The organism is Streptomyces sp. SA15 (genome assembly GCF_002291145.1).
GTDB lineage: Bacteria > Actinomycetota > Actinomycetes > Streptomycetales > Streptomycetaceae > Streptomyces.
The window spans coordinates 24,253-50,205 of record NZ_NTGE01000221.1 but is presented as its reverse complement, the minus strand read 5'-3'; the positions used below and the strand labels follow the sequence as shown (position 1 = coordinate 50,205).

Annotated in this window: 25 protein-coding genes and 1 riboswitch; of the genes, 11 read left to right on the top strand and 14 right to left on the bottom strand. The window is 69.8% G+C overall.

Features of this window, described 5'->3' with window-relative positions:
- Window positions 1–127: 127 nt before the first annotated feature.
- Window positions 128–1,471 (bottom strand): NYN domain-containing protein, encoded by a 1,344-nt coding sequence (locus CLM62_RS47560; protein WP_095756137.1) that lies wholly within the window; start codon window positions 1,469–1,471, stop codon window positions 128–130.
- Window positions 1,472–1,505: 34 nt separating this feature from the next.
- Complete coding sequence (locus CLM62_RS47555; RefSeq protein ID WP_095756136.1) at window positions 1,506–1,745, bottom strand: hypothetical protein; 240 nt, start codon at window positions 1,743–1,745, stop codon at window positions 1,506–1,508.
- 169 nt (window positions 1,746–1,914) lie between these two features.
- Here CLM62_RS47555 and CLM62_RS47550 point away from each other — a divergent pair, with 169 nt between their 5' ends.
- From CLM62_RS47550 to CLM62_RS47520, 7 genes are all read left to right on the top strand, one after another.
- Window positions 1,915–2,658: a rhomboid family intramembrane serine protease gene (locus CLM62_RS47550; RefSeq protein ID WP_095756135.1), complete on the top strand. Its 744-nt coding sequence runs from the start codon at window positions 1,915–1,917 to the stop codon at window positions 2,656–2,658.
- Window positions 2,655–2,936, top strand: coding sequence for an Lrp/AsnC family transcriptional regulator (locus CLM62_RS47545; RefSeq protein WP_095756134.1), 282 nt, complete (start codon window positions 2,655–2,657; stop codon window positions 2,934–2,936). Before CLM62_RS47550 ends, CLM62_RS47545 begins: the two co-directional genes overlap by 4 nt.
- A 117-nt stretch (window positions 2,937–3,053) precedes the next feature.
- On the top strand, window positions 3,054–3,362 hold the full coding sequence (locus tag CLM62_RS47540; protein ID WP_095756133.1) for a small secreted hydrophilic protein: 309 nt from the start codon (window positions 3,054–3,056) through the stop codon (window positions 3,360–3,362).
- Window positions 3,319–4,785: a HAMP domain-containing sensor histidine kinase gene (locus CLM62_RS47535; RefSeq protein ID WP_257004516.1), complete on the top strand. Its 1,467-nt coding sequence runs from the start codon at window positions 3,319–3,321 to the stop codon at window positions 4,783–4,785. Before CLM62_RS47540 ends, CLM62_RS47535 begins: the two co-directional genes overlap by 44 nt.
- On the top strand, window positions 4,782–5,444 hold the full coding sequence (locus tag CLM62_RS47530; protein ID WP_095756132.1) for a response regulator transcription factor: 663 nt from the start codon (window positions 4,782–4,784) through the stop codon (window positions 5,442–5,444). The genes CLM62_RS47535 and CLM62_RS47530 overlap by 4 nt, the downstream gene beginning before the upstream one ends.
- Window positions 5,445–5,501: 57 nt before the next feature.
- Window positions 5,502–6,917 (top strand): SLC13 family permease, encoded by a 1,416-nt coding sequence (locus CLM62_RS47525; protein WP_179382531.1) that lies wholly within the window; start codon window positions 5,502–5,504, stop codon window positions 6,915–6,917.
- Window positions 6,918–6,934: 17 nt separating this feature from the next.
- Entirely contained in the window at window positions 6,935–8,134 is a 1,200-nt protein-coding gene (locus CLM62_RS47520; protein WP_095756131.1) for a glycerate kinase, read from the top strand.
- On the opposite strand, the gene CLM62_RS47515 is transcribed toward CLM62_RS47520, so the two are convergent.
- From CLM62_RS47515 to CLM62_RS47490, 6 genes are all read right to left on the bottom strand, one after another.
- Window positions 8,089–9,468: an aminotransferase class V-fold PLP-dependent enzyme gene (locus CLM62_RS47515; RefSeq protein WP_095756130.1), complete on the bottom strand. Its 1,380-nt coding sequence runs from the start codon at window positions 9,466–9,468 to the stop codon at window positions 8,089–8,091. The two genes, CLM62_RS47520 and CLM62_RS47515, sit on opposite strands and share 46 nt — an antisense overlap.
- A gap of 145 nt (window positions 9,469–9,613) precedes the next feature.
- Window positions 9,614–9,730, bottom strand: a riboswitch (SAM riboswitch).
- Window positions 9,731–9,805: 75 nt separating this feature from the next.
- On the bottom strand, window positions 9,806–10,870 hold the full coding sequence (gene trpD, locus CLM62_RS47510; RefSeq protein ID WP_095756129.1) for an anthranilate phosphoribosyltransferase: 1,065 nt from the start codon (window positions 10,868–10,870) through the stop codon (window positions 9,806–9,808).
- Window positions 10,871–11,008: 138 nt separating this feature from the next.
- Window positions 11,009–12,646 carry a cytochrome bc complex cytochrome b subunit gene (locus CLM62_RS47505; protein WP_095756128.1) on the bottom strand — a complete coding sequence of 546 codons (1,638 nt, stop codon included), beginning with the start codon at window positions 12,644–12,646 and terminating at the stop codon, window positions 11,009–11,011.
- Complete coding sequence (locus CLM62_RS47500) at window positions 12,643–13,701, bottom strand: ubiquinol-cytochrome c reductase iron-sulfur subunit (RefSeq protein WP_095756127.1); 1,059 nt, start codon at window positions 13,699–13,701, stop codon at window positions 12,643–12,645. Before CLM62_RS47500 ends, CLM62_RS47505 begins: the two co-directional genes overlap by 4 nt.
- Entirely contained in the window at window positions 13,698–14,507 is an 810-nt protein-coding gene (locus tag CLM62_RS47495) for a c-type cytochrome (RefSeq protein WP_095756126.1), read from the bottom strand. Before CLM62_RS47495 ends, CLM62_RS47500 begins: the two co-directional genes overlap by 4 nt.
- A gap of 80 nt (window positions 14,508–14,587) precedes the next feature.
- Complete coding sequence (locus tag CLM62_RS47490; protein ID WP_095756125.1) at window positions 14,588–15,208, bottom strand: heme-copper oxidase subunit III; 621 nt, start codon at window positions 15,206–15,208, stop codon at window positions 14,588–14,590.
- Between the two features lie 145 nt (window positions 15,209–15,353).
- Between CLM62_RS47490 and CLM62_RS47485 the strand changes: the two genes are divergently transcribed.
- A complete protein-coding gene (locus CLM62_RS47485) occupies window positions 15,354–15,755 on the top strand; it encodes a response regulator transcription factor (RefSeq protein ID WP_095756124.1) in 402 nt (133 codons plus the stop codon).
- 28 nt (window positions 15,756–15,783) lie between these two features.
- Here the strand turns inward: CLM62_RS47485 and CLM62_RS47480 are convergent, their stop codons facing one another.
- The 4 genes from CLM62_RS47480 to coxB all read right to left on the bottom strand — a co-directional run bounded on the left by CLM62_RS47480 (window position 15,784) and on the right by coxB (window position 20,265).
- Window positions 15,784–17,046, bottom strand: coding sequence for an Ig-like domain-containing protein (locus tag CLM62_RS47480; RefSeq protein WP_095756123.1), 1,263 nt, complete (start codon window positions 17,044–17,046; stop codon window positions 15,784–15,786).
- A 131-nt stretch (window positions 17,047–17,177) separates the two neighbouring features.
- Window positions 17,178–17,576, bottom strand: coding sequence for a cytochrome c oxidase subunit 4 (locus CLM62_RS47475; RefSeq protein ID WP_095756122.1), 399 nt, complete (start codon window positions 17,574–17,576; stop codon window positions 17,178–17,180).
- On the bottom strand, window positions 17,573–19,309 hold the full coding sequence (gene ctaD, locus CLM62_RS47470) for a cytochrome c oxidase subunit I (RefSeq protein ID WP_095756121.1): 1,737 nt from the start codon (window positions 19,307–19,309) through the stop codon (window positions 17,573–17,575). Before ctaD ends, CLM62_RS47475 begins: the two co-directional genes overlap by 4 nt.
- Complete coding sequence (coxB, locus tag CLM62_RS47465; protein WP_095756120.1) at window positions 19,306–20,265, bottom strand: cytochrome c oxidase subunit II; 960 nt, start codon at window positions 20,263–20,265, stop codon at window positions 19,306–19,308. Before coxB ends, ctaD begins: the two co-directional genes overlap by 4 nt.
- Window positions 20,266–20,574: 309 nt before the next feature.
- Here coxB and CLM62_RS47460 point away from each other — a divergent pair, with 309 nt between their 5' ends.
- Window positions 20,575–21,951: a cysteine desulfurase/sulfurtransferase TusA family protein gene (locus CLM62_RS47460; protein ID WP_095756119.1), complete on the top strand. Its 1,377-nt coding sequence runs from the start codon at window positions 20,575–20,577 to the stop codon at window positions 21,949–21,951.
- Window positions 21,952–21,967: 16 nt separating this feature from the next.
- Here CLM62_RS47460 and CLM62_RS47455 read toward each other — a convergent pair whose 3' ends face one another.
- On the bottom strand, window positions 21,968–22,942 hold the full coding sequence (locus CLM62_RS47455) for a carbohydrate kinase family protein (protein WP_095756118.1): 975 nt from the start codon (window positions 22,940–22,942) through the stop codon (window positions 21,968–21,970).
- Between the two features lie 131 nt (window positions 22,943–23,073).
- Between CLM62_RS47455 and CLM62_RS47450 the strand changes: the two genes are divergently transcribed.
- Both CLM62_RS47450 and CLM62_RS47445 read left to right on the top strand, forming a co-directional pair.
- Entirely contained in the window at window positions 23,074–23,283 is a 210-nt protein-coding gene (locus tag CLM62_RS47450; RefSeq protein WP_095756117.1) for a hypothetical protein, read from the top strand.
- Between the two features lie 151 nt (window positions 23,284–23,434).
- On the top strand, window positions 23,435–25,393 hold the full coding sequence (locus CLM62_RS47445) for a hypothetical protein (RefSeq protein WP_257004513.1): 1,959 nt from the start codon (window positions 23,435–23,437) through the stop codon (window positions 25,391–25,393).
- Window positions 25,394–25,493: 100 nt separating this feature from the next.
- Here the strand turns inward: CLM62_RS47445 and CLM62_RS47440 are convergent, their stop codons facing one another.
- Window positions 25,494–25,850, bottom strand: coding sequence for an iron-sulfur cluster assembly accessory protein (locus tag CLM62_RS47440; protein ID WP_030582488.1), 357 nt, complete (start codon window positions 25,848–25,850; stop codon window positions 25,494–25,496).
- Window positions 25,851–25,953 lie beyond the last annotated feature (103 nt).

The window sequence follows — 25,953 nt, the reverse complement described above, 5'->3', positions numbered from 1 at the left end:
ATCCTCAGAAGCAAAATCTAGTCACACCATCCATTCTTTGCACTCAACTCACATGAAGTGATGCCAGGTTGACGCTACGTTGCGTGACAGTGTGCCCAATTCGGGCATTCAGCCTGAAGGTTGACCTTCAGGACAGCCGCTTGAGGAGCACCGCGGAAGCGACCGGGCGCGCCCCCGCGCGGGCCACTCCGTCGGCCACCTCACGGTCGGTCGAGGCGACGATGACCGGGCGGCCGGGCGGCTCCGCACGCACCAGCTGGCGGATCAACTCGTCGGCCGTGATGCCCGGTTTGGAGAACAGCACCCGCACCCCGCGAGGCGGCGCGAGCAGCACCGGCGCGGCCAGCTCGGCCCCGTCGAAGACGCAGGTCACCTCGGCGCCGGTCTGCGCGGCGAGTTGCGAGAGCTGCCCGAGGAGCCTGAGCCGCTGCTTCTCCAGGGGCATCTGGGGATAGCCGGTCTTGGTGACGTTGTAGCCGTCGACGACCAGGTGCGCCTGCGGCAGGGCGAGGAGCTGGTCGAGGATCGCGGGGTCGTTCTCGGACAGGGCCCGCGCGGCGATGTCCTTCGGTGTCATACGTCCCGGTTCGACCGCGTCGACGGTCTCCGCCGGCCGTACGGAGACGGGCGGCAGCGCCAGCTCCCGGCGCAGCCCTTGGGTCGCGTCCAGCAGGGTGTCAAGGAGCAGTCGTACGCGCATGTCCTCGACACTGCGCCCCTCGCGCGCCGCTTTGCGCGTGGCCTCCAGGGCGGCCTCCGCCTCCCCGAGGCGCGCCTTCAGCCGCCGGGTCTCGCTCTCGGCGGCCGACACCTGGGCGTGCCCCTCCGCCCGTACGGACTCCATCTCGGCGTGCACCTTGCGCAGCGCCGCCTCGCCGCGCTTGACGTCACTGAGGGCCGAGCGCAGCTTGCGGTGCAGCGATTCGGCGTCCTTCTTGGCCGAATCCAGCTCGCTGCGCAGCCGCTCGGTCTCGGCCCGGGTGTGCTCACGGGTCCGGGCGAGTTCCTCGCGCAGTCGCTCCAGCTCGGCGCGGTTCTCCTCGTCGGCGCGTTCGGCGTGCGCCCGCTGGGCCTCCTCGCCGGCCGCGGTCACCAGCTTCACCCAGCCGGTGGGCCGTAGTACATAGGCCGCGGCCGCCACGTCGAGCGGGTCCGCGGCCGGGGGCGGCGAGCCGGAGTCGAGAGCGCCGGAGAGCTCCGGCTGAGCCTCTCTGAACTTCTCCCCGATGCGCTGCCGGAACAGTGGATCGGTCTCCAGTGCCGCGGCCATGGCGTTGCCGGCGAACTTGGCCCGCCGGTTGGGTGCGAACCGGGCGTACTGTCTGAGCTGTGCGGGCAGCTCGCTGACGGTCAGCCCGCCGAAACCGTCGGAGACGATCTGGACCACCCTGCGGCGCACGCCGTCGGGCAGCGGACGGTCGAGCACCTCGGCGGCGCCGTCGCCCGGCCCCCCGCCTGTGGTCTCCGCCATCCGTCACCCCAATGCCTGTGCGGGCCCGCTCCCGTCAGGAGCCGGCGCCCGGCCTGTCCACGAGTTCCACCTGATCCACCGCGTTGCACCAGCGGCAGCGCACCGACTCGATGGTCTCACTGACCACGTCACGCTCCTCGACCTTGGGCTCACCGGCCAGATCGAGGTGGACGTATTCGACGACCTTCGACGAGCGGGTCACGTCGAAACGCGTGAGGTTGCCGCAGAGGGTGCAGCGCCACCGCGTCGTGGCGGTCGGCAGGGGAACCGTCATCGTGACTGTGCTCTTTCCTTCTAGGCCTTCTATTGTCCGTGACGCCCCGGGCTGCTCCCCGGTGCGTGTGGCTCGTAACCCTACGGCCTGGCGGCAACTCGCCGCTCGGGCGTCCGGGGCGGCGAGGCGGTCTGTTCGGTTGCGTCCCGTTACGTCATGCTCTGTGTCCATGATCCGTAACTGGAGCGTGACGGTCGGCCGGGCGAGCAGAGCCGTCCGGGAGGCGTCGGCGCCGGTGACGTACGGACTGATCGCCCTGTGCTGCCTGATCTTCCTGATCGGCCCGGCGTCGGGCCTCAATCCGGCGTACGGCACCGGCGACCTGCTGCTCGCGGCCCAGCGGGCCTATTTCCACCGGTGGGGGGTGGTCCCCGCCGAACTGTTCGAGGGCTCGACCCGGGCCGCCCTCACCCCCGCCACGGCCCTCTTCGTCCACGGCAGCTGGGTCCACCTGCTGGGCAACATGCTCTTCCTCTACGTCTTCGGCGTGATGACCGAGGAACGGATGGGCCGCGTCCAGTTCACTCTCTTCTACGTCGGCTGCGGCTACCTGGCCCTGCTCGGCTACGCGGCCGCGGGCGCCGGCTCCGAGCAGTCGCTGGTCGGCGCCTCCGGGGCGATCTCCGCCGTTCTCGGCGCGTTGCTGTACCTGTTCCCCGGGGCACGGGTGACCAGTCTCCTGCCGTTCCTGTTCTTCCTGCCCCTGCGCTTCCCGGCCTGGCTCGTCCTGCCCTTCTGGGCGGCCCTGCAGTGGCTGGCGGCGGGGCGGGCGGGCCAGGGCCCGGGGGTGGCGTACCTGGCCCACCTCCTGGGCTTCGGCCTGGGCTTCTGCTTCGCGTGGGCCCGTTTCGGGCGGACGACTAGAGTGAAGTCCGCCCGAACCCCGGCCCCCGAGGGAGAGAACCAGCCGTGATCACCGCGATCGTCCTGATCAAGACCAGCGTGGACCGGATTCCCGAGATCGCGGAGTCGATCGCGGCGCTGGAGAGCGTCAGTGAGGTGTTCTCCGTGACCGGTACGTACGACCTGATCGCCATGGTCCGGGTCAAGCAGCACGAGGACCTCGCGGAGGTCATCCCCGGGCGGATCAGCAAGATCCCGGGCGTGGAGGCGACGGACACGCACGTGGCGTTCCGTACGTACTCGCAGCACGACCTGGAGGCGGCGTTCGCGATCGGCCTCGACAGCTGAGGCTCCGCCCGCCCCCTTGTCGAGATGAAGATGTCCGCCGCCGGCCCGGCACGGAGATGAAGAGTTCTTCATCTTGGGCTCATCCTCCCCGCCGGGAGCGGCACACAGGATGAGCCCATGGTCTTCTCTCGCCGGATGGCGGCCCTGGCCGCCGTCGTGATGATCCCCCTCGGTATCGCCGCGACCAGTTTCGCGCTCTCCGACAGCCCCGAGGCGCCGAAGGTTCCGCACAAGGTGGAGCTGGACAGCGGCTCGCCCTCGCCCACGCCGACGCCCACACGGCCCGCGCCGACACCGGGCGACGAGGTTGTGTCGCGGCCTCCGGTGACCGACAGCCCCCCGGGTGATGACGATGACGACGACCGCGGCCAGAGGGGCGGAGATGACGGAGCCGGGGACGACCGCGGACCCGGCGACGACAACTGACGGCCCGCGCGGGCGGGTCTCCGCCCGGGTCCGCATCCTGCTGTGGCTGCTGCTCGTCATGGCGGTCGCACTCACCTCGGTGGCCACGGTCACGCGGTCGATCCTGCTGCGGGAGGCCGACCAGCGGATCAACCGCCTGCTCACCCAGGAGGCCGGCGAGTTCACCAACTTCGAGGAGCGGGGGACCGACCCCGAGACCGGCGGCCCGTTCACCGATCCGGCCCGGCTGCTGCGGACCTTCCTGGTGCGGCAGTACGCGGATCCGGACGAGGAGCTGATCGGCCTGGTGGGCGGTGCGGGCCAGGACCCGGCGCAGATCATCCAGCCGCGTGACCTTCGCGGCGTGCTGCCGCTGCACGAGGACGCCGAAGCCCGGCGCCGTATCTTCGACTCGCCCGCCCCCTCCGGTGTCGTGCACCGGCCGTCGGGCGAGATCCGGTGGGCCAAGGTCGCCATCGCCCGGCCCGGCAGTGAGCCGGACGCCGCGTTCGTCGTCGCCTTCCATCCGGGACGGGAGCTGGAGCGCGCCAACGAGGTGTTCCGCATCCTGCTCGCCATCTCCGGAGTGGCCCTGCTGCTGACCACGGGCATCGGCTGGGCGGTAGCAGGCCGCATCCTCAAGCCCGTACGTCTGGTGCGGGTCACGGCCGCGGAGCTCACCGAGCGCGACCTCACCCGGCGCATCCCGGTGCACGGCCGCGACGACATCGCGGCCCTCGCCGAGACGTTCAACGCGATGCTCGACCGGCTGGAGCGCGCCTTCGCCGCCCAGCGGGAGTTCGTCGACGACGCCGGCCACGAGCTGCGCACGCCGATCACCATCGTGCGCGGCCACCTGGAGCTGATGGGCGACGACCCCGGCGAACGGGAGGAGACCGTCCGCCTGGTCACCGACGAACTCGACCGGATGAGCCGCATCGTCGAGGACCTGCTCCTGCTCGCCAAGACCGAGCGCCCCGACTTCGTCACCCTGGAGCCGGTCCAGCTCGCCGAACTCACCGCCGACGTCTACGTCAAGGCCCGCACCCTCGGCGACCGCGACTGGCAGCTCACCGAAGTCGCCGACCGCGAGACCGAGTTGGACCCCCAGCGGATCACCCAGGCCATGGTCCAGCTGGCGCAGAACGCCGTGCAGCACACCACGCCCGGCCAGACCATCCGCGTCGGCTCCCGCGCCGACGGCTCGCGCATCGAGCTGTACGTCGCCGACTCCGGGCCGGGGGTCCAGCCGCAGGACCGCGAGGTGATCTTCGAGCGGTTCCGGCGCGGCACGGCCCGGCGCGGCACACGGGGCTCGGGGGCCGGGCTCGGCCTGTCGATCGTCAAGGCGATCGCGGAAGGGCACGGCGGCCGGGTCCGCCTGCACGACACCGAGGGCGGCGGCGCCACCTTCGTACTGACCCTGGAAGAGGCACGTCCATGAACCGCATCCTCATCATCGAGGACGAGGAGCGCATCGCCTCCTTCGTGGAGAAGGGCCTGCGCGCGGGCGGCTTCACCACCACCGTCGTCGCCGACGGCGACGCGGGCTACGAGTACGCCCTGACCGGCGGCTTCGACCTGGTCGTCCTGGACATCGGCCTGCCCGGCCGGGACGGCTTCACGGTGCTGCGGCAGCTGCGCGAGGCCCGGGTGACGATCCCGGTGATCGTGCTGACCGCGCGAGACTCCGTACGGGACACGGTGGCCGGTCTGGAGGGAGGCGCCGACGACTGGATGACCAAGCCGTTCCGCTTCGAGGAGCTGCTCGCCCGGGTGCGTCTCAGGCTGCGTACGGCGGCCAGGGCACCCGAGGTGACGGTGCTGAAGTCGGGTTCGCTGAGCCTGGACCTGCGGACGCGGAGGGCTCGGGCCGGGGACCGGACCGTCGATCTGACGGCCCGTGAGTTCGTCCTCCTGGAGCTGTTCCTGCGGCATCCGGGACAGGTGCTGTCCCGGGAGCAGATCCTGTCGCACGTGTGGGGATACGACTTCGACCCCGGCTCCAACATCGTGGACGTCTACGTGCGCACACTGCGCAAGAAGCTGGGCGCGGAGCGGGTGGAGACGGTACGGGGGATGGGGTACCGGCTGCCCGCGTGAAGTTTCCTTCATGTGCGCCTCATTCAGGGCTCACCGCCCGGGTGAACGCTCGATGACGTGACCCTGAATCTCCGACTGACCGTCGCCCTGTGCGTGGCGCTGTCCCTCTGCGCGCTGCTCGCGGTGCCCGGCAACTTCCCCGGCCTCGGCGGCGACGCCCGGCTGACCCTCGCCGTGTTCGCCCTGGCGACCTGCGCCTGGATCGGTACGCCGATCGACGACACGTACATCGCGCTGGGCGCCGGACTCGCCCTGACGGTGACCGGCGTGATCAGCAGCGACACCTTGTTCGGCACGCTCGGCGACTCGACGGTGTGGCTGCTGATCTGCGCCTTCGTGCTGGCGGCGGCGGTGGCCCGGACCGGGCTCGCGGGCCGGGCGGCGGCGTTCCTGGTCGGCGGGGCGCGGACCGTACGGCAGCTGGTGCACCTGACGACGACCTCGCTGGTCGTCACGGCGTTCGCGGTTCCCGCCACCTCGGGCCGGGCCGCGCTGGCGCTGCCGGTGTTCCTCGCCCTCGCCAAGGTCCTCTCCGACCGGAAGCGACTGGTCGTGATGCTGGCGCTGCTGTTCCCGACCGTGATCCTGCTGTCCGCGGTGGCGACCCTGATCGGCGCGGGCGCACATCTGATCACCGTGTCGGTGCTGTGGGAGGCGACCGGGGAGCAGGTCGGCTTCACCCAGTGGCTGCTGCTGGGCTTGCCGCTGGCGGTGGCGTCCTCCCATCTGGCCGCCGAGCTGGTGCTGCTGACGACGACCCGGCGCGCGGACCGCCGCGGCCCGGTCCACATCACCCCGGAGCAGATCCAGCAGCACAGCGAGAGCCCGGTCACCGGTCCCTGGACACAGGCCGAGAAGCGCTGTGCGCTGCTGATGGCCACGGTCGTCCTGCTGTGGTGCAGCGAGCCGCTGCACCGGGTGCCGCCCGCGGTCGTCGCGCTGATCGGCGCGGTTGTCGCCTCCTCCCCCGCCCTGGGCACCGTACGCCTGAAGGACGCGCTGAAGACCGTCCCCTGGTCGCTGCTGCTCTTCATGGCGGCGACGATGGCGATGGGCGTCGCGCTCGCCGACTCGGGAGCGGCGACATGGCTGGTCTCCGGGCTGCCGACCGGCGAGGCCCCGGTGGTGTTCCTGGCGATCGTGATCGCGATCAGTACGGCGGCCCACCTGGTCCTGCAGTCCCGCTCCGCCCGCTCCTCGGTCCTGGTCCCGCTGGTGGTGGCCGCCTCCGTCGGTGTCGGGGTCAACCCGGTCGCGGCCGCGCTCGCCTCCACCGCCGCCGCGGGGTTCTGCCACACCCTTCCCGCCTCCGCGAAGCCAGTCACGCTGTTCGCGGAGATCCCCGGCACCCCCACCTACACCCCGCGCGACCTGCTGCGGCTGTCCGCCGTCCTGGCCCCGCTGACCGCCGCGCTCGTCCTGCTCTTCGCCGTCGCGGTATGGCCGCTGCTCGGCGTGTCCGTCACCCGCTAGGAGCGTTAGGAGCCCTCATGCTGACTCGTATCGTCGTAGCCCCCAGCGGTTTCAAGGAGTCCCTGTCCGCGGAGGCCGCCGCGGACGCCATCGCGGCGGGCGTCCTGCGCGTCCTGCCCGACGCCGAGGTCGACCTGGTCCCGCTCGTGGACGGCGGCGAGGGTACGGCCGCCACGCTGGCCGCCGCCACCGGGGGCCGGCTCGTCACCGTGCCCGCCACGGGCCCGGTCGGGGAGACCATCGCCGCCCACTTCGCGCTGCTCGGCTCCCGGGACACGGCGGTGGTGGAGATGGCGGCGGTCGCGGGCCTCTCCCTGGTCCCGCACGACCTTCGCGATCCGGGCGCCACGACCACCTACGGCGTCGGCGAACTGATCCGCGCCGCGCTGGACCTGGGCGTACGGCGCATCCTGGTGGGCTGCGGCGACTCCGGTACGTCGGACGGGGGCGCCGGCGCGCTCCAGGCGCTCGGGGCGCGGCTGCTCGACGTCGACGGCCGCGATCTTCCGTACGGCGGACGGGAGTTGACCCGACTGCACAGCATCGACCCGACCGGCCTCGACCCCCGTCTGAAGGAAGTGGAGCTGCTCGTCGCCTGCAATCCGTACAACGTGCTGTGCGGCGAGCGGGGCGTGGCCCGGGTCTTCGGTCCGCAGAAGGGGGCGACGCCCGCGCAGGTCGAGGAACTGTCGGCCGGCCTGGAGAACTGGGCCGACGTCCTCACCCGCGACCTCGCCGTCCACGGCACCGACCTGCGCCACGGCCCCGGCACCGGCGCCTCCGGCGGACTGGGCGCGGGCCTGGCCGCTCTGGGCGCCCGGCTCCGCCCCCGCTTCGACGTGCTCCTCGACCACCTCGACCTGGACGCCCGGCTGGCCCGCGCCGACTTGGTGGTCACCGCCGAGGGGGCGCTGGACCACCAGACGCCCCGGGGGAAGGTCCCGGCGGAGGTGGCCCGCCGCGCCAAGCTGTACGGGCGGCCGGTCCTCGCGCTGGCGGGCACCCTCGGCGAGGGCGCGCACGAGGTGCCGGGCGTGGACGCCTGCCACGGGATCCTGCCCGCTCCGATGGCCCTGGCCGAGGCGCTGGTCCGGGCGAGCGAACTCCTCACGGACGCCACCGAGCGCGCCCTGCGGATGATCGTGCTGGGCGCCCGGCTACCGGTTCCGGCTCAGGCGGAGGTGTCGGGGACGCAACGGCCGTCCTCCGTCCGGTAGTTCCATCGGGCGCCGTCCCGCACGAGTTCCTTCACGGCGTTCACGAACCGCTCCACGTGCTCGTCCGGCGTCCCCGCGCCGAAGCTGACGCGGATGGCGTTGAGGGACTTCTCGCCCGGCGCGGCCTCGGGGGCGCCACACTCGCCCTGGGTCTGCGGGTCGCTGCCGAGCAGGGTGCGGACGAGCGGGTGGGCGCAGAAGAGGCCGTCGCGGACGCCGATGCCGTACTCGGCGGAGAGCGCGGCGGCGAAGTGGGAGCTGTTCCAGCCGTCGACGACGAAGGAGAGGACGCCGACGCGGGGGGCGTCGTCCCCGAAGAGGGAGAGGACGCGCACCTGGGGCACTTCGGCGAGGCCTTCCCGGACCTTGCGGATCAGGTGTTCCTCACGGGCGACCAGCGTGTCGAAACCCGCCTCCGTCAGCGCCTTGCAGGCGGAGGCGATGGAGTACGCGCCGATGACATTGGGCGACCCCGCCTCATGCCGTGCGGCACTCTCGTGCCACTCCACGTCGACTCCCCCGTCCGCGCGCCGCGTGACCTTGCGGCTGGCGCCGCCGCCCGCGAGATACGGCTCGGCCGCGCGCAGCCAGTCGGCGCGTCCGGCCAGGACGCCGGAGCCGAAGGGGGCGTACAGCTTGTGCCCGGAGAAGGCGACCCAGTCGACGTCGAGGTCACGCACCGACACCGGGTGGTGCGGGGCGAGTTGGGCGGCGTCCAGGACGATCCGGGCACCGTGCGCGTGGGCCGCGGCGGCCAGTTCCCGTACGGGCCACAGCTCGCCCGTGACGTTCGAGGCGCCGGTCACGCAGACCAGGGCCGGGCCCTGAGGGTCGCGGTCGGCGAGGGCGCGCTCCAGGTTCTCGACGGCCTGGCGCGGGGTGCGCGGGGCGTCGAGGTAGCTGACGCGGGCGTTCTGCCAGGGCAGCAGCGAGGCGTGGTGCTCGGTCTCGAAGACGAAGACCTGGCAGCCGGCCGGGAGTGCGGCGGCGAGGAGGTTGAGGGAGTCGGTGGTGGACCGGGTGAAGACCACCTGGTCGTCTTCCCGGCAGTCCAGGAACTCGGCGACGGTCCTGCGGGAGTTCTCGAAGAGGTCGGTGGAGAGCTGGGAGAGGTATCCGGCACCCCGGTGGACGCTGCCGTAGTAGGGCGCGTAGGCGGCCACGTCGTCCCAGACCCGTTGCAACGCCGGGGCGCTGGCCGCGTAGTCGAGCGCGGCGTAGGTGACTTCACCGCCGGTGACGAGCGGGACGGTGACATCCCGGCCGAGGACGGGCAGAGCCCCCGAAATGTCACGGCAAACGGTCTGGGCGGCGGCAGCGGTGGAAACGGACATGGCAAACTCCCGTGAGAGGCATGGGGAAAGAGAGAAAAAGGGTGTGCGGAGGCGGGGCTCTGCGGCCCTATCGCATTCGCTTGCTCACGGAAGACTCCTCGACGACCAGGATCCCTGGCCCCACACTTCTAAAAAGCGTGCGAGGGATCCGCGCTTGCCGTGGACCTTGCTGTCCACAGCCTGGTCTTCACCCGGGGCACCCCGCCACGGACGGAGGGTTGCCGGACAGTCGGCCGGGGCCTCATGACTGTCACTCATGACCTGGACAAGAACGTATGTGAAGTGATCGCGGTCCCGCAACCCGTGTCCGGATCGCGGGACATCGCTCCGCGAAGTGCTACACGTTGCTGGCCGCCACCCAGCGCTCCAGCGTCAGCTTCGCCGCCCCCGAGTCGAGCGACTCCACGGCCTTCTCCATACCGGCCCGGATCTGGTCCACCAGCGGCGCCCCGGTCGGCTCCAGCGCCACCAGCGCCGCCGCCGAGTTCAGGACTACGGCGTCCCGCACCGGACCTGACTCGCCGTCCAGCAGGCGCCGGGCCACCTCGGCGTTGTACGAGGCGTCGGCGCCTCGCAGCGCCTGAACCGGGACCAGTTCGATGCCGACGTCGCGCGGGTCGAAGGCCTCCTCGGTGACCTTGCCGTCGCGCACGATCCACACCCGGGAGGTGGCCGTGGTCGTCAGCTCGTCGAGGCCGTCGTCGCCGCGGAACACCAGCGCGGACGAGCCGCGCTCGGCCAGTACGCCGGCCATGAGCCCCGCCATCCGGGTGTCGAAGCAGCCGATCGCCGAGGCGGTGACCCGGGCGGGGTTGGTCAGCGGGCCGAGGAGGTTGAACGAGGTCGGAATCCCCAGATCCCGCCGGACCGCACCGACGAACCGCATCGAGGGATGGAACTTGGCCGCGAAGCAGAAGGTGATCCCGGCCTCCTCCACCACCCGCGCCACCCGCTCGGGAGACAGGTCCAGGTTGATGCCCAGCTTCTCCAGCACATCGGACGACCCGCTCGCCGAGGACGACGCCCGGTTGCCGTGCTTGACGACCTTCGCTCCGGTGCCGGCGATCACGATGGCGGACATCGTCGAGATGTTGACCGTCTTGGCCCGGTCGCCGCCCGTGCCGACGATGTCGACGGCCGGGCCCGGGATGTGCAGCGGCTGCGCGTGCGCGTACATCGCCTCGACGAGACCGTTGATCTCCTCCACCGTCTCGCCCTTGGCGCGGAGCGCCACCATGAAGCCCGCGATCTGGGCGTCCGTGGCCTCGCCGCTCATGAAGCGGTCCATCGCCCAGGCCGTGTCGCCGGCGCTCAGGTCCTGCCCGCCGAGCAGTGCGCTCAGTACCTCGGGCCAGGAACGGCCCGCCGCGGTGTCGCCTCCAGCGGGGGTCACAGCGCTCATAAGCCGCTCCTGGATCAGTCCCGTACAGCGGGACACGAGTCTCAACGGGGTCCACCCTATCCAGCCGGCGGGCATGGCAAAGGGCCCCGTCCGAAGACCGGACGGGGCCCTTTGAACCGCGCGTGGCGAGCGCAGCGATCAGTGGTGGCCGTGGCCGCTCGTGATCTCCCTGTACTCCTCGACGGTGGGCTTGGGGATCTGGCTCTCCTCGCCGTAGTACGCGTCGCTGAGCTTGGCGCGCAGCTTCTCGGTGGGCTTCACCTTGCGCTCGACGCCGTTCTCGTCGACCGTCGGGCCGATCTCGGCCGGCTTGTACTGCTCGTGCGCGGTGAGCGTGTACATCTGGTCCTGGCTGAGCGGCTCGTGGATCTCGACGAACTCACCGTGCGGCAGGCGCTTGATGATGCCCGACTCGCGGCCGTGCAGCACCTTGTCCTTGTCGCGGCGCTGGAGGCCGAGGCAGATCCGCTTGGTGACGATGAACGCGAGGACCGGTCCGACGAAGAACCCGATACGGACGAACCAGGTGACCGAGTTGATCGAGAGATGGAAGTGGGTGGCGACGATGTCGTTGCCACCGCCGATCAGCATGATCATGTACGCGGTGACCCAGGCGACACCGAAGGCCGTCCGGGTCGGGGCGTTGCGCGGCCGGTCCAGGATGTGGTGCTCGCGCTTGTCCCCGGTGATCCAGGACTCGATGAACGGATAGAGCGCGATGATCCCGAGGAAGAGACCGAAGACCACCAGCGGGACGAAGACGCCCAGGACGAGCGTGTGACCCCAGAAGTTGATCTCCCAGCCGGGCATGGCCCGGACCAGTCCCTCCGCGAAGCCCATGTACCAGTCGGGCTGGGCGCCGGTCGACACCTGGTCGGACCGGTACGGGCCCAGCGCCCAGATCGGGTTGACGGACGCGATGCCGGCCAGGGCCGCGATGAAGCCGAAGACCAGGAAGAAGAAGCCTCCGGCCTTGGCCATGTAGACGGGCAGCAGCGGCATGCCGACGACGTTCTTGTTGGTGCGTCCGGGGCCCGCGAACTGCGTGTGCTTGTGGTAGAAGACCAGGATCAGGTGGCCGACGACCAGCCCGAGCATGATGCCCGGCAGCAGCAGGATGTGGATCGAGTAGAACCGCGCGACGAAGTCGTCGCCCGGGAACTCTCCGCCGAACAGGAACATCGAGATGTACGTGCCGACGATCGGCATGGACAGAATCGCGCCCTGGGTGAAGCGGACACCGGTGCCGGAGAGCAGGTCGTCCGGGAGCGAGTAGCCGGTGAAACCGGTGAACATGCCCAGGACGAACAGCAGGAAGCCGAACAGCCAGTTGATCTCGCGCGGCTTCCGGAAGGCGCCGGTGAAGAAGACGCGCATCATGTGCACGAACATGGCGGCGAGGAAGATGATCGCCGCCCAGTGGTGGATCTGCCGGATGAGCAGACCGCCGCGGACGTCGAAGCTGATGTCCAGCGTCGACTTGAAGGCCTCGCTCATCAGCTGGCCCTGGAGCGGGACGTAACTGCCGTGGTACTCCACCTCGTTCATCGACGGGTGGAAGAACAGCGTCAGATACACACCCGTGAGGATGATGATGATGAAGCTATAGAGGGCGATCTCACCGAGCATGAAGGACCAGTGGTCCGGAAAGATCTTGCGCATGTTGGCCTTGGCCAGGGAGTAGATCCCCAGCCGACCGTCGGCCCAGTCGGCGACGCGCTCGCCGGCCGGTGCCTTCCCGCGAGAGCGGGACTCGTTGCTGGTCGTAGTGCTCATCCGCGCTCCCAGAAAGCAGGACCGACGGGCTCTTCGAAGTCGCCGAGCGCCTCGAGGTAACCCTCGTCGTTCACGCCGATGCGCAGCTGCGGCAGGGCGTGACCGGCGGGGCCGAAGATCACCCGGGCACCGTCGGAGAGGTCGAAGGTGGACTGGTGGCAGGGGCAGAGCACGTGGTGCGTCTGCTGCTCGTAGAGGGAGATCGGGCAACCGACGTGGGTGCAGATCTTCGAGTACGCGACGATGCCCTCGTGCGACCACTCGAGCTCGCGCTTGTCCTTGATGTCGTCCGGCTGGATCCGGACGATCATCAGGGCCGCCTTGGCGATCTCGTTCTGGAACTCGTGGTCGTGCTCCTCCAGGCCCTCGGGCTTGGCGAAGGTGAGGGAGCCGACCACGACGTCGGAGGGACGCAGCGGCTCGTCCGTGTTCATGTTGACGAGCAGCTTGCCCTTGGACCACAGGGTGTGGCGGAGCTTGGTCTCGGGCAGCGGACCGAGGTCGCGCAGCAGGACGACGCCGGAGAGCGGCACCAGGGTGAGCGCGCCGAGCATCGTGCGGCGGATCAGCTTGCGGCGGCCGATCACCGACTCCTTGGCGCCCTGCTTGAAGTCCTCGTGGACCTTCTCGCGGACCTCGGTGGACGCCTCGATCGGGTGCCGCTCGTCGGCGATCTCGACATCGGACATCAGGGTGCGGGCCCAGTGGACCGCGCCCGCGCCGATGCAGAACAGCGCGATGCCGAGCGTCAGCCCGAGCGCGAAGTTCAGCCCGTTGATGTGGCCGATCGGGAAGACGTAGATCGCCTTGTCGTGCGGGATCGCCACGTACGAGGCGATGAAGCCGATGGTGGCCAGCATCGACACCGTGAACATCAGGGCGACCGAGCGCTCGGACCGCTTGGCGGCCCGCTCGTCGATGTCCTGGATCCGGTGCTCGTGGGGCGGCAGACCGGGGTCGGCGAACGGGTGCTTCTCGTCCGCAACGCCGACCGCGCCCTGGGCGGTGTCCCGCTCAGCGGGCAGGTTCTCTTCTGGAATGTCTTGGCTACTCATGACTTCTTGGCCTTTGCGGTCCGGGCGGCGACCCACACGGCGACGGCGATCAGCCCGCCGAGACCGAAGATCCAGCCGAACAGACCCTCACTGACCGGACCGAGTCCGCCCAGTTCCAGGCCACCGGGGCTCTCGGTGTCGTCGCTGTTGACCTCGTCGAGGTACGCGATGATGTCCTTCTTGTTCTGCTCCGACAGCGTGGTGTCGGGGAAGGACGGCATGTTCTGCGGGCCGGTCTGCATGGCCTCGTAGATGTGCTTCGGGTCGACGCCCTCGAGCGTCGGTGCGAACTTGCCGTGCGTCAGCGCGCCGCCCTTGCCGGTGAAGTTGTGGCACTGCGCGCAGTTGGTGCGGAACAGCTCGCCGCCCTTGGCGATGTCGGCACCCTCGGGGCTGTACTGCGCCTCGGTCGGGACGTTCGGACCGGCACCCAGCGAAGCGATGTACGCGGCCAGCTGATCGATCTCGGCCTGCGTGTAGACGACCTTCTTCTTCGGGACCTGCGCGCCCGGCTGCTGGGCCGGCATACGGCCGGTGCCCACCTGGAAGTCGACGGCCGCGGCGCCCACGCCCACGAGGCTCGGACCGTCGGAGGTGCCCTGACCGCCGGTGCCGTGGCAACTGGCGCAGCCGACGGCATAGAGCTTCTTGCCCTCGTCGATGGCGAGAGACTGGGCGGTTTCATCTGCCTTCGCCTCACGGGTGGGGGCGACGGCGGTGTACACCGCCCCCGTGCACATCAGCGCGAGGAGTAGGACGACGAGCGCCGCCATTGGGTGGCGTCGTCGTGCGGAGAGCTTTTTCACGGATTACCCCGGTGTCAGGATCTTCTGCGTCGATGCTTCTGGGATGTGCGCTTGTGGGAAGCGCGCGGGAACGGGCCCGGCTACTTGATCATGTAGATCGTGGCGAAGAGGCCGATCCAGACGACATCGACGAAGTGCCAGTAGTAGGACACGACGATCGCGGCGGTCGCCTGCTCATGGGTGAACCTCCTGGCCGCGTAGGTGCGGCCGAGCACCAGCAGGAAGGCGATGAGGCCGCCCGTCACGTGCAGGCCGTGGAAGCCGGTGGTCAGGTAGAAGACCGAGCCGTACGGGTCCGAGGAGAGCGAGAGTCCCGCGTCCTTGACCAGCTCGGTGTACTCGTAGATCTGACCGCCGATGAAGATCGCGCCCATGATGAAGGTGACGATGAACCAGCCCCGGAGCTTCTTCACGTCACCGCGCTCGGCGGCGAAGACGCCGAGCTGGCAGGTGAGGGAGGAGAGCACCAGGATCGTGGTGTTCGTCGCCGAGAACGGGAAGTTGAGATGGCCCGCCATCTCCTTCCAGTGATCCGGCCCGGTCACCGATCGCAGGGTGAAGTACATCGCGAAGAGGGCCGCGAAGAACATCAGCTCGGAACTCAGCCAGATGATGGTTCCGACGCTGGTGAGGTTCGGTCGGTTGACCGACGGGTGCGCGTGCCCGGTATCTACTGTCGTTGCTGTCGCCACGACCGACATTATGTCGGTCGCTTATCCCGCCCTCACTCCGGGGGGTGCCGTTCGGAGTGTCTTCCCCGGTCGTACCGGTGTTGACGTGGTGTTCAAGGGAGTAGCATCCGGCCCAACGGGCCTGTCCTTACGACGCTGACGTCACGGAGGAAGCATGCAACCGACCGCCACGGTGCTGGTCTACAGCGACGACTCCAACACCCGCGAGCAGGTGCGGTTGGCCGCCGGCCGACGGCCGGCTCCTGATGTGCCGTTGGTCGAGTTCGTGGAGTGTGCGACGCCTCCGGCGGTTCTGCGCGAGTTGGACAAGGGGGGCATCGACGTCTGTGTGCTGGACGGTGAGGCTGTGCCGATGGGGGGCATGGGGCTGTGCCGGCAGATCAAGGACGAGGTGTTCGACTGTCCACCGGTGCTTGTGCTGATGGGGCGGCCTCAGGATGCGTGGTTGGCCACGTGGAGTCGGGCTGAGGCGGCGGTGACGTTGCCTGTGGAGCCGGTGGAGTTCGCGGCGGCCTTGGCCTCTTTGTTGCGGGATCGTAAGGCTCTGAGCGCCTGATACGGCCCCGCGCCCCTGGGTACCTCGCTCAGACCGCCGTCGGCCTGAGTCTTGCCGCATCCTGCGGGCTCGGGCCCTGCGGGTTGCCCACGACCAGTGCGCTGCCGTTGCGCCAGTTCTCCCAGGCCAGGTTCCAGTCGCCGAAGCCGTTGCCGAAGGGTTCCATCGTGTTGCCGGAGCTGTTGACGACCTTGACCAGGTCGCCCTCGCGGATGTTCTCGAAGAACCAGGCGGCGTTGGCGGTGCTCATGCCGGTGCAGCCGTGGCTGACGTTGGCGGAGCCCTGGGAGCCTACGGACCAGGGGGCGGCGTGCACGTACTCACCGCTCCAGGTGACGCGGGTGGCGTAGTAGACGGGCAGGTCGTACGACTCCGAGGAGCCCTCGGCTATGCCGATGCTGGTGCTGCGCATCCGTACGAAGTACTCCTTGCCCAGGACGACCTTGACGCCGTTGCGGGTCTCGAAGCCGGGCTTTCCGGTGGTGACCGGGATCTGTTTGATCACCTCGTCGTTCTTGTAGACCGTCATCGAGTGCGAGGCGGCGTCGGTGACGGCGATGACGCGGTCGCCGGTGGTGATCTTGAGGGGCTTGGCCTTGCCGCCCCAGAGGCGGTCGCTGATCTTGATGCCGTCCAGATTGCTGCGGACCTGGATGGTGGCGTGGGTGGGCCAGTACTCCTTGGGGCGGTAGTGGAGCTCCTTGTCGTTCACCCAGTGCCAGCCGCCCTCCACCGCGGGCATGGAGTCGACCTTGAGGGCGCGCTCGACGACGGCCCGCTGTGCCTTGTCCTTGACGGGCTGGCCGAGTTCGGCGGTGACGGGCTGGCCGACGCCGTACTGGCCCGCCTTGGGGCCGAAGGTGACGCCCAGGCGCTTCTTGGTGAGGGGCTTGCCGGTGTCGAAGGTGAGGACCCGGCGGCCGGGGGCGCCGTCCTCGTCCTCCGTGCTCACGCGGACCGTGTAGTGGGCGTCCGCGGCCAGCGGGGAGGTGCTGTGCCAGCGGGAGCCGTCGGCGGAGAGTTCGCCCGCCACGTAGCGTCCCGACGCGTCCATGGCCGTCACGTCCGTGATGCGCCCGTCGTCGTCCTCGGCGGTGACCTCTATGGGCTTGTCGGGATCGGCCTTCTTTCCGGCGCCGGCGTGGCCGCTGAAGGCGACCTGGTCCGCCGCGTCGTACGGCTCGGCGGACAGCGGGTTGCCGTCGGAGCTGCAGGCGGTGACGCCCGCGCCGAGGGCGATCACCAGCAGCGTGCAGCCGACGACGGTGCGGGGTGAGGGTGCTTGGCTCATGGCTTCACGCTAGGAAGCCTCGTCAAGGGCGGCGCGCTGGGTAACCCGGACGAGGGACGGGGATTGCGGCAAACGCAGGAGCCCGGACGCTCCTGACGGAGTGTCCGGGCTCCTTGGGAGCTCAGCTCGTGTTACTGGGTGCGGTTCTCACCGCGGTAGTACTCGAAGACCCAGCCCCAGAGGCCGATCAGGAGCAGCGGAGCCGAGAAGTACATCAGCCACCAGCCGATCGCGATCGACAGGAAGGCGAAGGCGCCACCGATTGCGAGGGAGAGCGGCTGCCAGCTGTGCGGGCTGAAGAACCCGACCTCGCCGGCGTCGTCCGCGACGTCGGCCTCCTTGTTGTCCTGCGGACCCGCGTCGACCCGCCGGGCCGTGAAGCCCAGGTAGAAGCCGATCATGATGGACAGGCCGAAGGACAGGAAGAGCGCCGTGGTACCGGCGGGCTCCTTCGACCACACGCCATAGACGATCGCCATGGCGAGGATGAAGACGCTCAGCCAGATGAACATCCGTCCCTGGATCTTCACTTGCCGGCCTCCTTGCCGCCGTTGCCGGCCAGAGCCTTCTCAGGCACGTTCTCGAGCTGGTCGAGAGCGGCGATCTCCGGGTGGTGCAGGTCGAACGCCGGGGATTCGCTGCGGATCCGCGGCAGGGTGAGGAAGTTGTGCCTCGGCGGCGGGCAGGAGGTCGCCCACTCCAGCGAGCGGCCGTAGCCCCACGGGTCGTCGACGCCGACCGGCTTGCCGTACTTCGCCGTCTTCCACACGTTGTAGAAGAACGGCAGGATCGACAGGCCGAGCAGGAACGAGCTGATCGTCGAGATCGTGTTCAGGGCGGTGAAGCCGTCGGCCGCCAGATAGTCGGCGTAACGGCGCGGCATGCCCTCGGCACCCAGCCAGTGCTGGACCAGGAAGGTGCCGTGGAAGCCGATGAACAGCGTCCAGAAGGTGATCTTGCCGAGGCGCTCGTCGAGCATCTTGCCGGTCATCTTCGGCCACCAGAAGTGGAAGCCGGAGAACATCGCGAAGACGACGGTGCCGAAGACGACGTAGTGGAAGTGCGCCACCACGAAGTACGAGTCGGAGACGTGGAAGTCCAGCGGCGGCGAGGCCAGGATGACACCGGTCAGACCACCGAAGGTGAAGGTGATCAGGAAGCCGGTCGCCCAGAGCATCGGGGTCTCGAAACTCAAAGACCCCTTCCACATCGTTCCGATCCAGTTGAAGAACTTCACGCCCGTGGGCACGGCGATCAGGAACGTCATGAAGGAGAAGAACGGCAGCAGCACACCGCCGGTGACGTACATGTGGTGTGCCCACACCGTCACGGACAGACCCGCGATGGAGATGGTCGCCGCGATCAGGCCCATGTAGCCGAACATCGGCTTGCGGGAGAACACCGGGATCACTTCGGAGATGATCCCGAAGAACGGCAGGGCGATGATGTACACCTCTGGATGGCCGAAGAACCAGAAGAGGTGTTGCCAGAGCAAGGCTCCGCCGTTGGCCGAGTCGAAGATGTGCGCGCCGAACTTGCGGTCCGCCTCCAGCGCGAACAGCGCCGCCGCCAGGACGGGGAAGGCGAGCAGGACCAGTACGGCGGTCAGCAGCACGTTCCACACGAAGATCGGCATGCGGAACATGGTCATGCCGGGTGCGCGCATGCAGATGATGGTGGTGATGAAGTTGACCGCGCCGAGGATGGTGCCGAAGCCGGAGAAGGCCAGGCCCATGATCCACAGGTCGGCGCCGATGCCCGGGGAGCGGACCGCGTCCGACAGCGGGGAGTAGGCGAACCAGCCGAAGTCGGCCGCGCCCTGCGGGGTGAGGAAGCCGCCCACCGCGATCGTCGAGCCGAACAGGTACAGCCAGTAGGCGAACATGTTCAGCCGGGGGAAGGCCACGTCCGGCGCGCCGATCTGCAGCGGCATGATCCAGTTCGTGAAGCCGGCGAACAGCGGCGTCGCGAACATCAGCAGCATGATCGTGCCGTGCATCGTGAACGCCTGGTTGAACTGCTCGTTCGACATGATCTGCAGGCCCGGACGGGCCAGCTCGGCGCGCATGAACAGCGCCATCACGCCGCCGATGACGAAGAACGCGAACGACGTGACCAGGTACAGCGTCCCGATCGTCTTGTGGTCGGTGGTCGTCAGCCACTTGACGACGACTTCACCGCGACGCTGGCGCCGGACCGGCAGCTCGTCCTGATAGTGGGACCCTGCTGCCGCGGCACCCTGGGGTTCGTTGAGGATGCTCACAGGTTGTTCGTCTCCCGGTTCTTCTCGTGGCTCGTCTGCGCGATGCCGGCGGGAATGTAACCGGTCTGCCCCTTCTTGGCGAGGTCCTTGAGGTGCTGCTCGTAGCGCTCGGGGGAGACGACCTTCACGTTGAACAGCATCCGGGAGTGGTCGACGCCGCACAGCTCGGCGCACTTGCCCAGGAAGGTGCCCTCCTTGTTGGGGGTCACCTCGAAGGCGTTGGTGTGGCCCGGGATGACGTCCTGCTTCATCAGGAACGGCACCACCCAGAAGGAGTGGATGACGTCACGCGAGGTGAGGACGAAGCGGACCGTCTTGCCCTTGGGGAGCCAGAGGGTCGGGCCGGGGTTGCCGGTCTGCGGGTTCCGCGTGCCGGGCGTGCCGACGTCGTAGACGCCGCCGGCGTTCGCCGGGAAGTCCTCCTTGAACCGGTCCGGAATCGCGTCCAGGTTCTTGTCGGTCTTCGCGTCACCGGTGGAACCCTCGACGGGCGTGACGTAGTTGAAGCCCCAGCTCCACTGGAAGCCGACCACGTTGACGGTGACGTCGGGCGTCTTCTTGAGGCTGAGGAGCTCGGACTCGTCACGGGCCGTGAAGTAGAAGAGCACCGAGACGATGATGAGCGGGACCACCGTGTACAGCGCCTCGATGGGCATGTTGTACCGGGTCTGCGGAGGGACCTCGACCTTGGTGCGGGTGCGCCGGTGGAAGATCGCACTCCACAGGATCAAGCCCCACACCAGCACGCCGACGGCGAGCGCGGCAGCCCAGGAGCCCTGCCACAGGGAGAGGATCCGCGGAGCCTCTTCCGTGGTCGGGGTGGGCATGCCGAGGCGGGGGAAGTCCTCGTATGTGCAACCGGTGGCGGTCGCCAGGACCAGGCCCGCGGTCAGTGCCTGCAGCAGCTTCCGCCGCATCGGGCGCCGCGGCGAGCGGTCGGAGCCGTTGGGACTCACGTAGCGCCTTCCCGAGAGTCTCGCCCGCGCGTATCGGCTGCGGCCTTCTCGCTGGTCGGTCGCCGCCCTGCGTCGGGCAGGGGTTTGGATGTTTATGCGGACCAAACCCTAGCCGACGCCCTCCGGGGGTTTGCGGGGAGGGGGCCCCCAGCGCGCCGCCGGTCAGCAGAAGGACGTTGGGGTGCCCAATAGCTCGGGAAGCGCGGCTTGTGTGGCGGCTGCGGGTGCATTGTGGTTGATTGCGCCCACGCGGCGGAGCCGCATATCGACACAGCCCCGCGCCCCTTTGGGGCGCATTAACGTTGCTGTATGTCCTACTTCGATGCCGCCTCCTCCGCTCCTCTTCATCCCGTTGCCCGGCAGGCTCTGATGGCTTCGCTCGACGAGGGGTGGGCCGATCCCGCGCGGCTGTATCGGGAGGGGCGGCGGGCTCGGATGTTGCTGGATGCGGCGCGGGAAGCCATGGCGGAGGCTGTGGGGTGCCGGGCTGACGAGTTGGTGTTCACGTCGTCCGGGACGCGGGCCGTGCATGCGGGGATCGCGGGGGCGCTGGCGGGGCGTCGGCGTGTCGGGCGGCACCTGATCGTGTCGGCTGTCGAACACTCTTCGGTACTCCATTCGGCCGACGCGCACGAGGCGGACGGCGGCACGGTGACGCAGGTCGCAGTGGACCGTACGGGGGCGGTGACCGCGGCGTCGTACGCGGACGCCCTCCGTTCGGACACCGCGCTGGCCTGTCTCCAGTCGGCCAACCACGAGGTGGGGACCGGGCAGCCGGTGGCGGCCGTTGCCGAGGTGTGCCGGGCCGCCGGGGTGCCGTTGCTGGTGGACGCGGCGCAGTCGCTGGGGTGGGGGCGAGTGGAGGGCGACTGGTCGCTGCTCACGGCGAGTGCCCACAAGTGGGGCGGGCCCTCGGGGGTCGGGCTGCTCGTGGTGCGCAAGGGCGTGCGGTTCGCGCCTCAAGGGCCCGCGGACGAGCGGGAGTCGGGGCGGGCGGCCGGGTTCGAGAACCTTCCGGCCATCGTGGCGGCGGCGGCTTCGCTGCGGGCGGTGCGTGCCGAGGCGGCGCAAGAGGCGGTACGGCTGCGGGAGCTGACGGAGCGGATCCGGGCGCGGGTGCCCCAGCTGGTGCCCGACGTGGAGGTGGTCGGGGATGCTGAGCGGCGACTGCCGGGGATCGTCACCTTCTCCTGTCTCTATGTCGACGGGGAGACACTGCTGCACGAGCTGGACCGTGCCGGTTTCTCCGTCTCGTCCGGATCGTCCTGTACGAGCAGCACGCTGACGCCCAGCCATGTGCTGAAGGCGATGGGCGTGCTGAGCGAGGGGAACGTGCGGGTGTCGCTGCCGCCGGGGACCGTGGAGGAGGACGTCGAGCGGTTCCTGGAGGTGCTGCCGGGGGCGGTGGCGGGAGTGCGGGAGAAGCTGGGGGCGCCGGCCGCGGAGGCGGTCGTACGGGAGGACGCCCTTGTCGTGGACTCCCTCGGCAAGCGCTGCCCGATTCCGGTGATCGAGCTGGCGAAGGTCATCGGGGACGTGCCGGTGGGCGGCACGGTCCGGGTTCTGTCGGACGACGAGGCGGCTCGGCTGGACATCCCGGCGTGGTGCGAGATGCGGGGGCAGGAGTACGTGGGTGAGGAGCCGGCGGACCGGGGTTCGGCCTACGTGGTCCGCCGGCTCTCCTGAGCCCGGGTGCGTCGAGTCAGCCCAGGTGCGTCTGGACCTCGGCGGCGGCCTCATCGCCGTACGCCTTGGTGAAACGCTCCATGAAGTGGGCGCGGCGCAGCTGGTACTCCTGGGTGCCGACCGTCTCGATGACGAGCGTGGCGAGCATGCAGCCGACCTGGGCGGCGCGCTCCAGGGGGACGCCCCAGGCGAGGCCGGAGAGGAAGCCGGCGCGGAAGGCGTCGCCGACGCCGGTGGGGTCGGCCTTGCGCTCCTCCTCCGGGGTGCCGACGACGATCGGCTCGGCGCCGTCCTGCTCGATGCGTACGCCCTGGGCGCCGAGGGTGGTCACGCGGTGGCCGACCTTGCCGAGGATCTCGGCGTCGGTCCAGCCCGTCTTGGACTCGATGAGGCCCTTCTCGTACTCGTTCGAGAAGAGGTACGTCGCACCGTCCAGCAGGATCCGGATCTCCTCGCCCTCCATGCGGGCGATCTGCTGGGAGAAGTCGGCGGCGAACGGGATGGAGCGGGAGCGGCACTCCTCGGTGTGGCGGAGCATCGCCTCCGGGTCGTCGGCGCCGATCAGGACCAGGTCGAGGCCGCCGACGCGGTCGGCGACGGTCTTCAGCTCGATCTGGCGGGCCTCGCTCATGGCGCCGGTGTAGAAGGAGCCGATCTGGTTGTGGTCGGCGTCGGTGGTGCACACGAAGCGGGCGGTGTGCAGCGTCTCGGAGATGCGCACCGAGTCGGTGTCGACGCCGTTCCGGTCCAGCCAGGCCCGGTACTCGTCGAAGTCGAAGCCCGCGGCGCCGACGAGGACCGGCCGGGTGCCCAGCTGGCCCATGCCGAAGGCGATGTTGGCGCCGACGCCGCCTCGGCGTACGTCGAGCTGGTCGACCAGGAAGGAGAGCGAGACCGTGTGCAGCTGGTCCGCGACGAACTGGTCGGCGAAGCGGCCGGGGAAGGTCATGAGGTGGTCGGTGGCGATGGAGCCGGTGACTGCGATGCGCACGGCGTTGACTCTCCTGAGGGGAGACGGCGTTGACGCTTCACGCTATCGGGTCTGCGCGAGGCTCTGAAGCCGCCTAAACTACCCGATAGTAGATCTTACTTCGCACGCCTGACCGAGCCTACGGTGCCGTTATGACGAACCTCGAGCTCCATGCTCCCTCTCCGGCCGATCTGGAAGGCGACCTGGCGTCGCTGCGCGGCGACTGCGCCCGGATGGCTCCCCACTGGGCGGTTCCCGATCGGATCACTGCCCTTCCGGTCTCCCCGTCACTCATCCACGGCGTGACCGTGCCGCCGGCGTCGGCACGGTTGCTGGACGCCATGTCGGAGTACGGAGACTGAAGCGGCGCTCTTCAGGGAACCGTGCGCTCCCCCGCTGCGTCCCATCGGCGTCCCCCGTAAAGGGGATGCGGGATACGACCCGCCGGACCGGCCGCTTTGACAGGGCCTGGTCAGGGTCATGGGACAGATGCACAGTCGAAGGAGCGATGCGGTGAACACCGAGCGACCCGACAACGACGACACCGGCTCCGCCGAGGAGCGGGTTGCCGGCGGCTCCGCCGAGGAGCGGGGCGCCGCGGAGAAGAAGGGTGTCTCGGAGGAGCGGAGCGTCCCGGAGGAGCAGGGTGCCGCCTCTGCTGAGGCCTCGGGCGCCGGGGAGGGCGACGGCGAGGGTTCCGGGGACGGCACGCCTTCCGGAGGCGGCGAGGCTTCCGGCGGCGTGGAGAGCGGTTCCGATGCTCCCGGCTCCGCCGAGGCCGGCGCCGACACCGACGTCGATGAGAAGCCCGCCGCCGCTTCCGGCTCCGCCGAGGAACCCGCCGTCACTGCCGATTCCGCCGAGGCCGAGGCCGACACCGACGTCGATGAGAAGCCCGCCGCCGCTTCCGGCTCGGCCGAGGTCGAGGCCGGTGCCGACGAAAAGCCCGTCGCTCCCGCCTCTGCCGAAGCGGGTGCCGAGAGCGACGGCGACGGCGGCGACGAACCCGCCGGCGTTCCCGACAACGAGGTCCGCCGGGACGAGGAGGCCGAGGAGGCCCACGGCGGCCGCTCCGCCCGGCGCCGCTCCCCCGCCGTCGTCGCCTCCGTCGCCGCCGCCGTGCTGCTCATCGGGGGCGGTGGGGCGTACCTCGCCGCGACGGCCTCCGGGGACTCCGGCGGGCGTACGACGTCCGGGGCGCCCGGCGACGACACTCCCCCGCCGCTCACCCTCGAGGGCTACTCCGAGAGCGGCGACACCGACAACGGCATCGCACCCGGCGAGCCCAACCCGTACGGCGTCACCTACCGCGCCGACGGCAAGCTCCCGGACGGCCCCGGCTCCGCGCCCGTGTACCGGGCTCAGGGCGAGGTCGGCAAGGACGAGGTGGCCGAGCTGGCCGAGGCGCTCGGGGTCGACGGGGCGCCGGTGGCGCAGGGGCCGGCCTGGAGGGTCGGGGCGAAGGACGGCTCGGGGCCGAGCCTCCAGGTGAACCGGCAGGCGCCGGGCACCTGGACCTTCCACCGCTACACACCCGGCACCGACGACGCCTCCCCGGTGAGCGAGGCGGCCGCGAAGAAGGCGGCCGCGCCGGTCCTGAAGGCATTGGGTCAGGACGACGCGAAGGTGGTCGCGAGCCAGGTCATGGGCTCCCAGCGGATGGTGAACACCAATCCCGTCGTCGGCGGGATGCCCACGTACGGCTGGACGACCGGAGTCTCCGTCGACGCACAGGGCGAGGTCGTGGGCGGCAGCGGTCAGTTGCAGGCACCGGCGAAGGGGGACACGTACCCCGTCCTGAGCGCGGAGAAGACGCTGGCCCTGATGAACGCGGCACCCGGGACCAGCCACCGTATGGGCATCGGCGGCTGCGCCACTCCCGTACCGCTGGAGGACCGGCCGGAAGCCTCCTGTGAATCCTCCGGCACCGTCCAGAAGAGGGAGACGATCACGGTCGACAAGGCCGTGTTCGGGCTGGCCTCGCATGTCGTGGAAGGGCGGCCGGCGCTGGTGCCGTCCTGGCTGTTCGAGGCGCGGGCGGCCGGCGCGAAGGACGGCTTCACGGTGACGTATCCGGCGGTCGACCCGAAGTACGTGACCTCCCCGGCGCCGTCCGGGCAGCCCAGCCCGCGGCCCTCCGAGCCCGGCGACGAGCCGACCGCGGCGCCGGCCCCGCGGGACGTCAAGGTGGACGGCTACACGGCCGAGGGGCGGGAGCTGACCGTGGCCTTCACGGGCGGGGTGTGCGCCGACTACAAGGCCACGGCGAGCGAGAGCGGGGACAAGGTGACCGTCGAGGTGACCGAGACCCCGTGGCCGGACAAGGTCTGCATCCTGATAGCCAAGGTGCATCACCAGACCGTGCAGCTGGACGAGCCGCTCGGCGACCGCGAGGTCGTGGGCTCGGACGGCAAGGAGATTCCGCTGGAGAAGCCGGGGGCGCGGCTGCCGGAGACGTCCGGGGCGCGATAACCCCGGAGAGCTCCGGACACGCGCGAAGGCGGCGGCCCTGTCGGAGGGGGCCGCCGCCTTCTCGTCGCTCAGCCGAAAGCAGCCGAAGAGAGCTGACGCTCTAGCTGAAGGAGTCGCCGCAGGCGCAGGAGCCCGTCGCGTTCGGGTTGTCGATCGTGAAGCCCTGCTTCTCGATGGTGTCGACGAAGTCGATCGACGCACCGCCCAGGTACGGGGCGCTCATGCGATCGGTGACGACCTTCACGCCGCCGAAGTCCTTGACGACGTCGCCGTCGAGGGAACGCTCGTCGAAGAAGAGCTGGTAGCGCAGGCCGGAGCAGCCACCGGGCTGAACGGCGACACGCAGAGCCAGGTCGTCACGGCCTTCCTGGTCGAGCAGGGCCTTGACCTTCGCCGCGGCGGCGTCGGACAGGATGATGCCGTCGGTGACGGTGCTGGTCTCGTCCGATACGGACATCTACATCTCTCCCGGGTTGTACGGAGACTGCTTGCCGACGGTTGCAACCGACGGGGCCGCGGATTCATTCCGGGCGGCACTTGTTCTTTTCGCCTGTTCCTTC

What these genes read in the sequence shown, in the direction of transcription:
- trpD (WP_095756129.1), bottom strand. Translation starts at nt 10,870, where the DNA reads ATGAGCGCTGTGACCCCCGCTGGAGGCGACACCGCGGCGGGCCGTTCC.
- CLM62_RS47440 (WP_030582488.1), bottom strand. Translation starts at nt 25,850, where the DNA reads ATGTCCGTATCGGACGAGACCAGCACCGTCACCGACGGCATCATCCTG.
- CLM62_RS47515 (WP_095756130.1), bottom strand. Translation starts at nt 9,468, where the DNA reads ATGTCCGTTTCCACCGCTGCCGCCGCCCAGACCGTTTGCCGTGACATT.
- CLM62_RS47500 (WP_095756127.1), bottom strand. Translation starts at nt 13,701, where the DNA reads ATGAGTAGCCAAGACATTCCAGAAGAGAACCTGCCCGCTGAGCGGGAC.
- CLM62_RS47505 (WP_095756128.1), bottom strand. Translation starts at nt 12,646, where the DNA reads ATGAGCACTACGACCAGCAACGAGTCCCGCTCTCGCGGGAAGGCACCG.
- CLM62_RS47540 (WP_095756133.1), top strand. Translation starts at nt 3,054, where the DNA reads ATGGTCTTCTCTCGCCGGATGGCGGCCCTGGCCGCCGTCGTGATGATC.
- CLM62_RS47555 (WP_095756136.1), bottom strand. Translation starts at nt 1,745, where the DNA reads ATGACGGTTCCCCTGCCGACCGCCACGACGCGGTGGCGCTGCACCCTC.
- CLM62_RS47560 (WP_095756137.1), bottom strand. Translation starts at nt 1,471, where the DNA reads ATGGCGGAGACCACAGGCGGGGGGCCGGGCGACGGCGCCGCCGAGGTG.
- CLM62_RS47490 (WP_095756125.1), bottom strand. Translation starts at nt 15,208, where the DNA reads ATGTCGGTCGTGGCGACAGCAACGACAGTAGATACCGGGCACGCGCAC.
- CLM62_RS47550 (WP_095756135.1), top strand. Translation starts at nt 1,915, where the DNA reads ATGATCCGTAACTGGAGCGTGACGGTCGGCCGGGCGAGCAGAGCCGTC.
- CLM62_RS47520 (WP_095756131.1), top strand. Translation starts at nt 6,935, where the DNA reads ATGCTGACTCGTATCGTCGTAGCCCCCAGCGGTTTCAAGGAGTCCCTG.
- CLM62_RS47535 (WP_257004516.1), top strand. Translation starts at nt 3,319, where the DNA reads ATGACGGAGCCGGGGACGACCGCGGACCCGGCGACGACAACTGACGGC.
- CLM62_RS47460 (WP_095756119.1), top strand. Translation starts at nt 20,575, where the DNA reads ATGTCCTACTTCGATGCCGCCTCCTCCGCTCCTCTTCATCCCGTTGCC.
- CLM62_RS47480 (WP_095756123.1), bottom strand. Translation starts at nt 17,046, where the DNA reads ATGAGCCAAGCACCCTCACCCCGCACCGTCGTCGGCTGCACGCTGCTG.
- CLM62_RS47530 (WP_095756132.1), top strand. Translation starts at nt 4,782, where the DNA reads ATGAACCGCATCCTCATCATCGAGGACGAGGAGCGCATCGCCTCCTTC.
- CLM62_RS47485 (WP_095756124.1), top strand. Translation starts at nt 15,354, where the DNA reads ATGCAACCGACCGCCACGGTGCTGGTCTACAGCGACGACTCCAACACC.
- CLM62_RS47450 (WP_095756117.1), top strand. Translation starts at nt 23,074, where the DNA reads ATGACGAACCTCGAGCTCCATGCTCCCTCTCCGGCCGATCTGGAAGGC.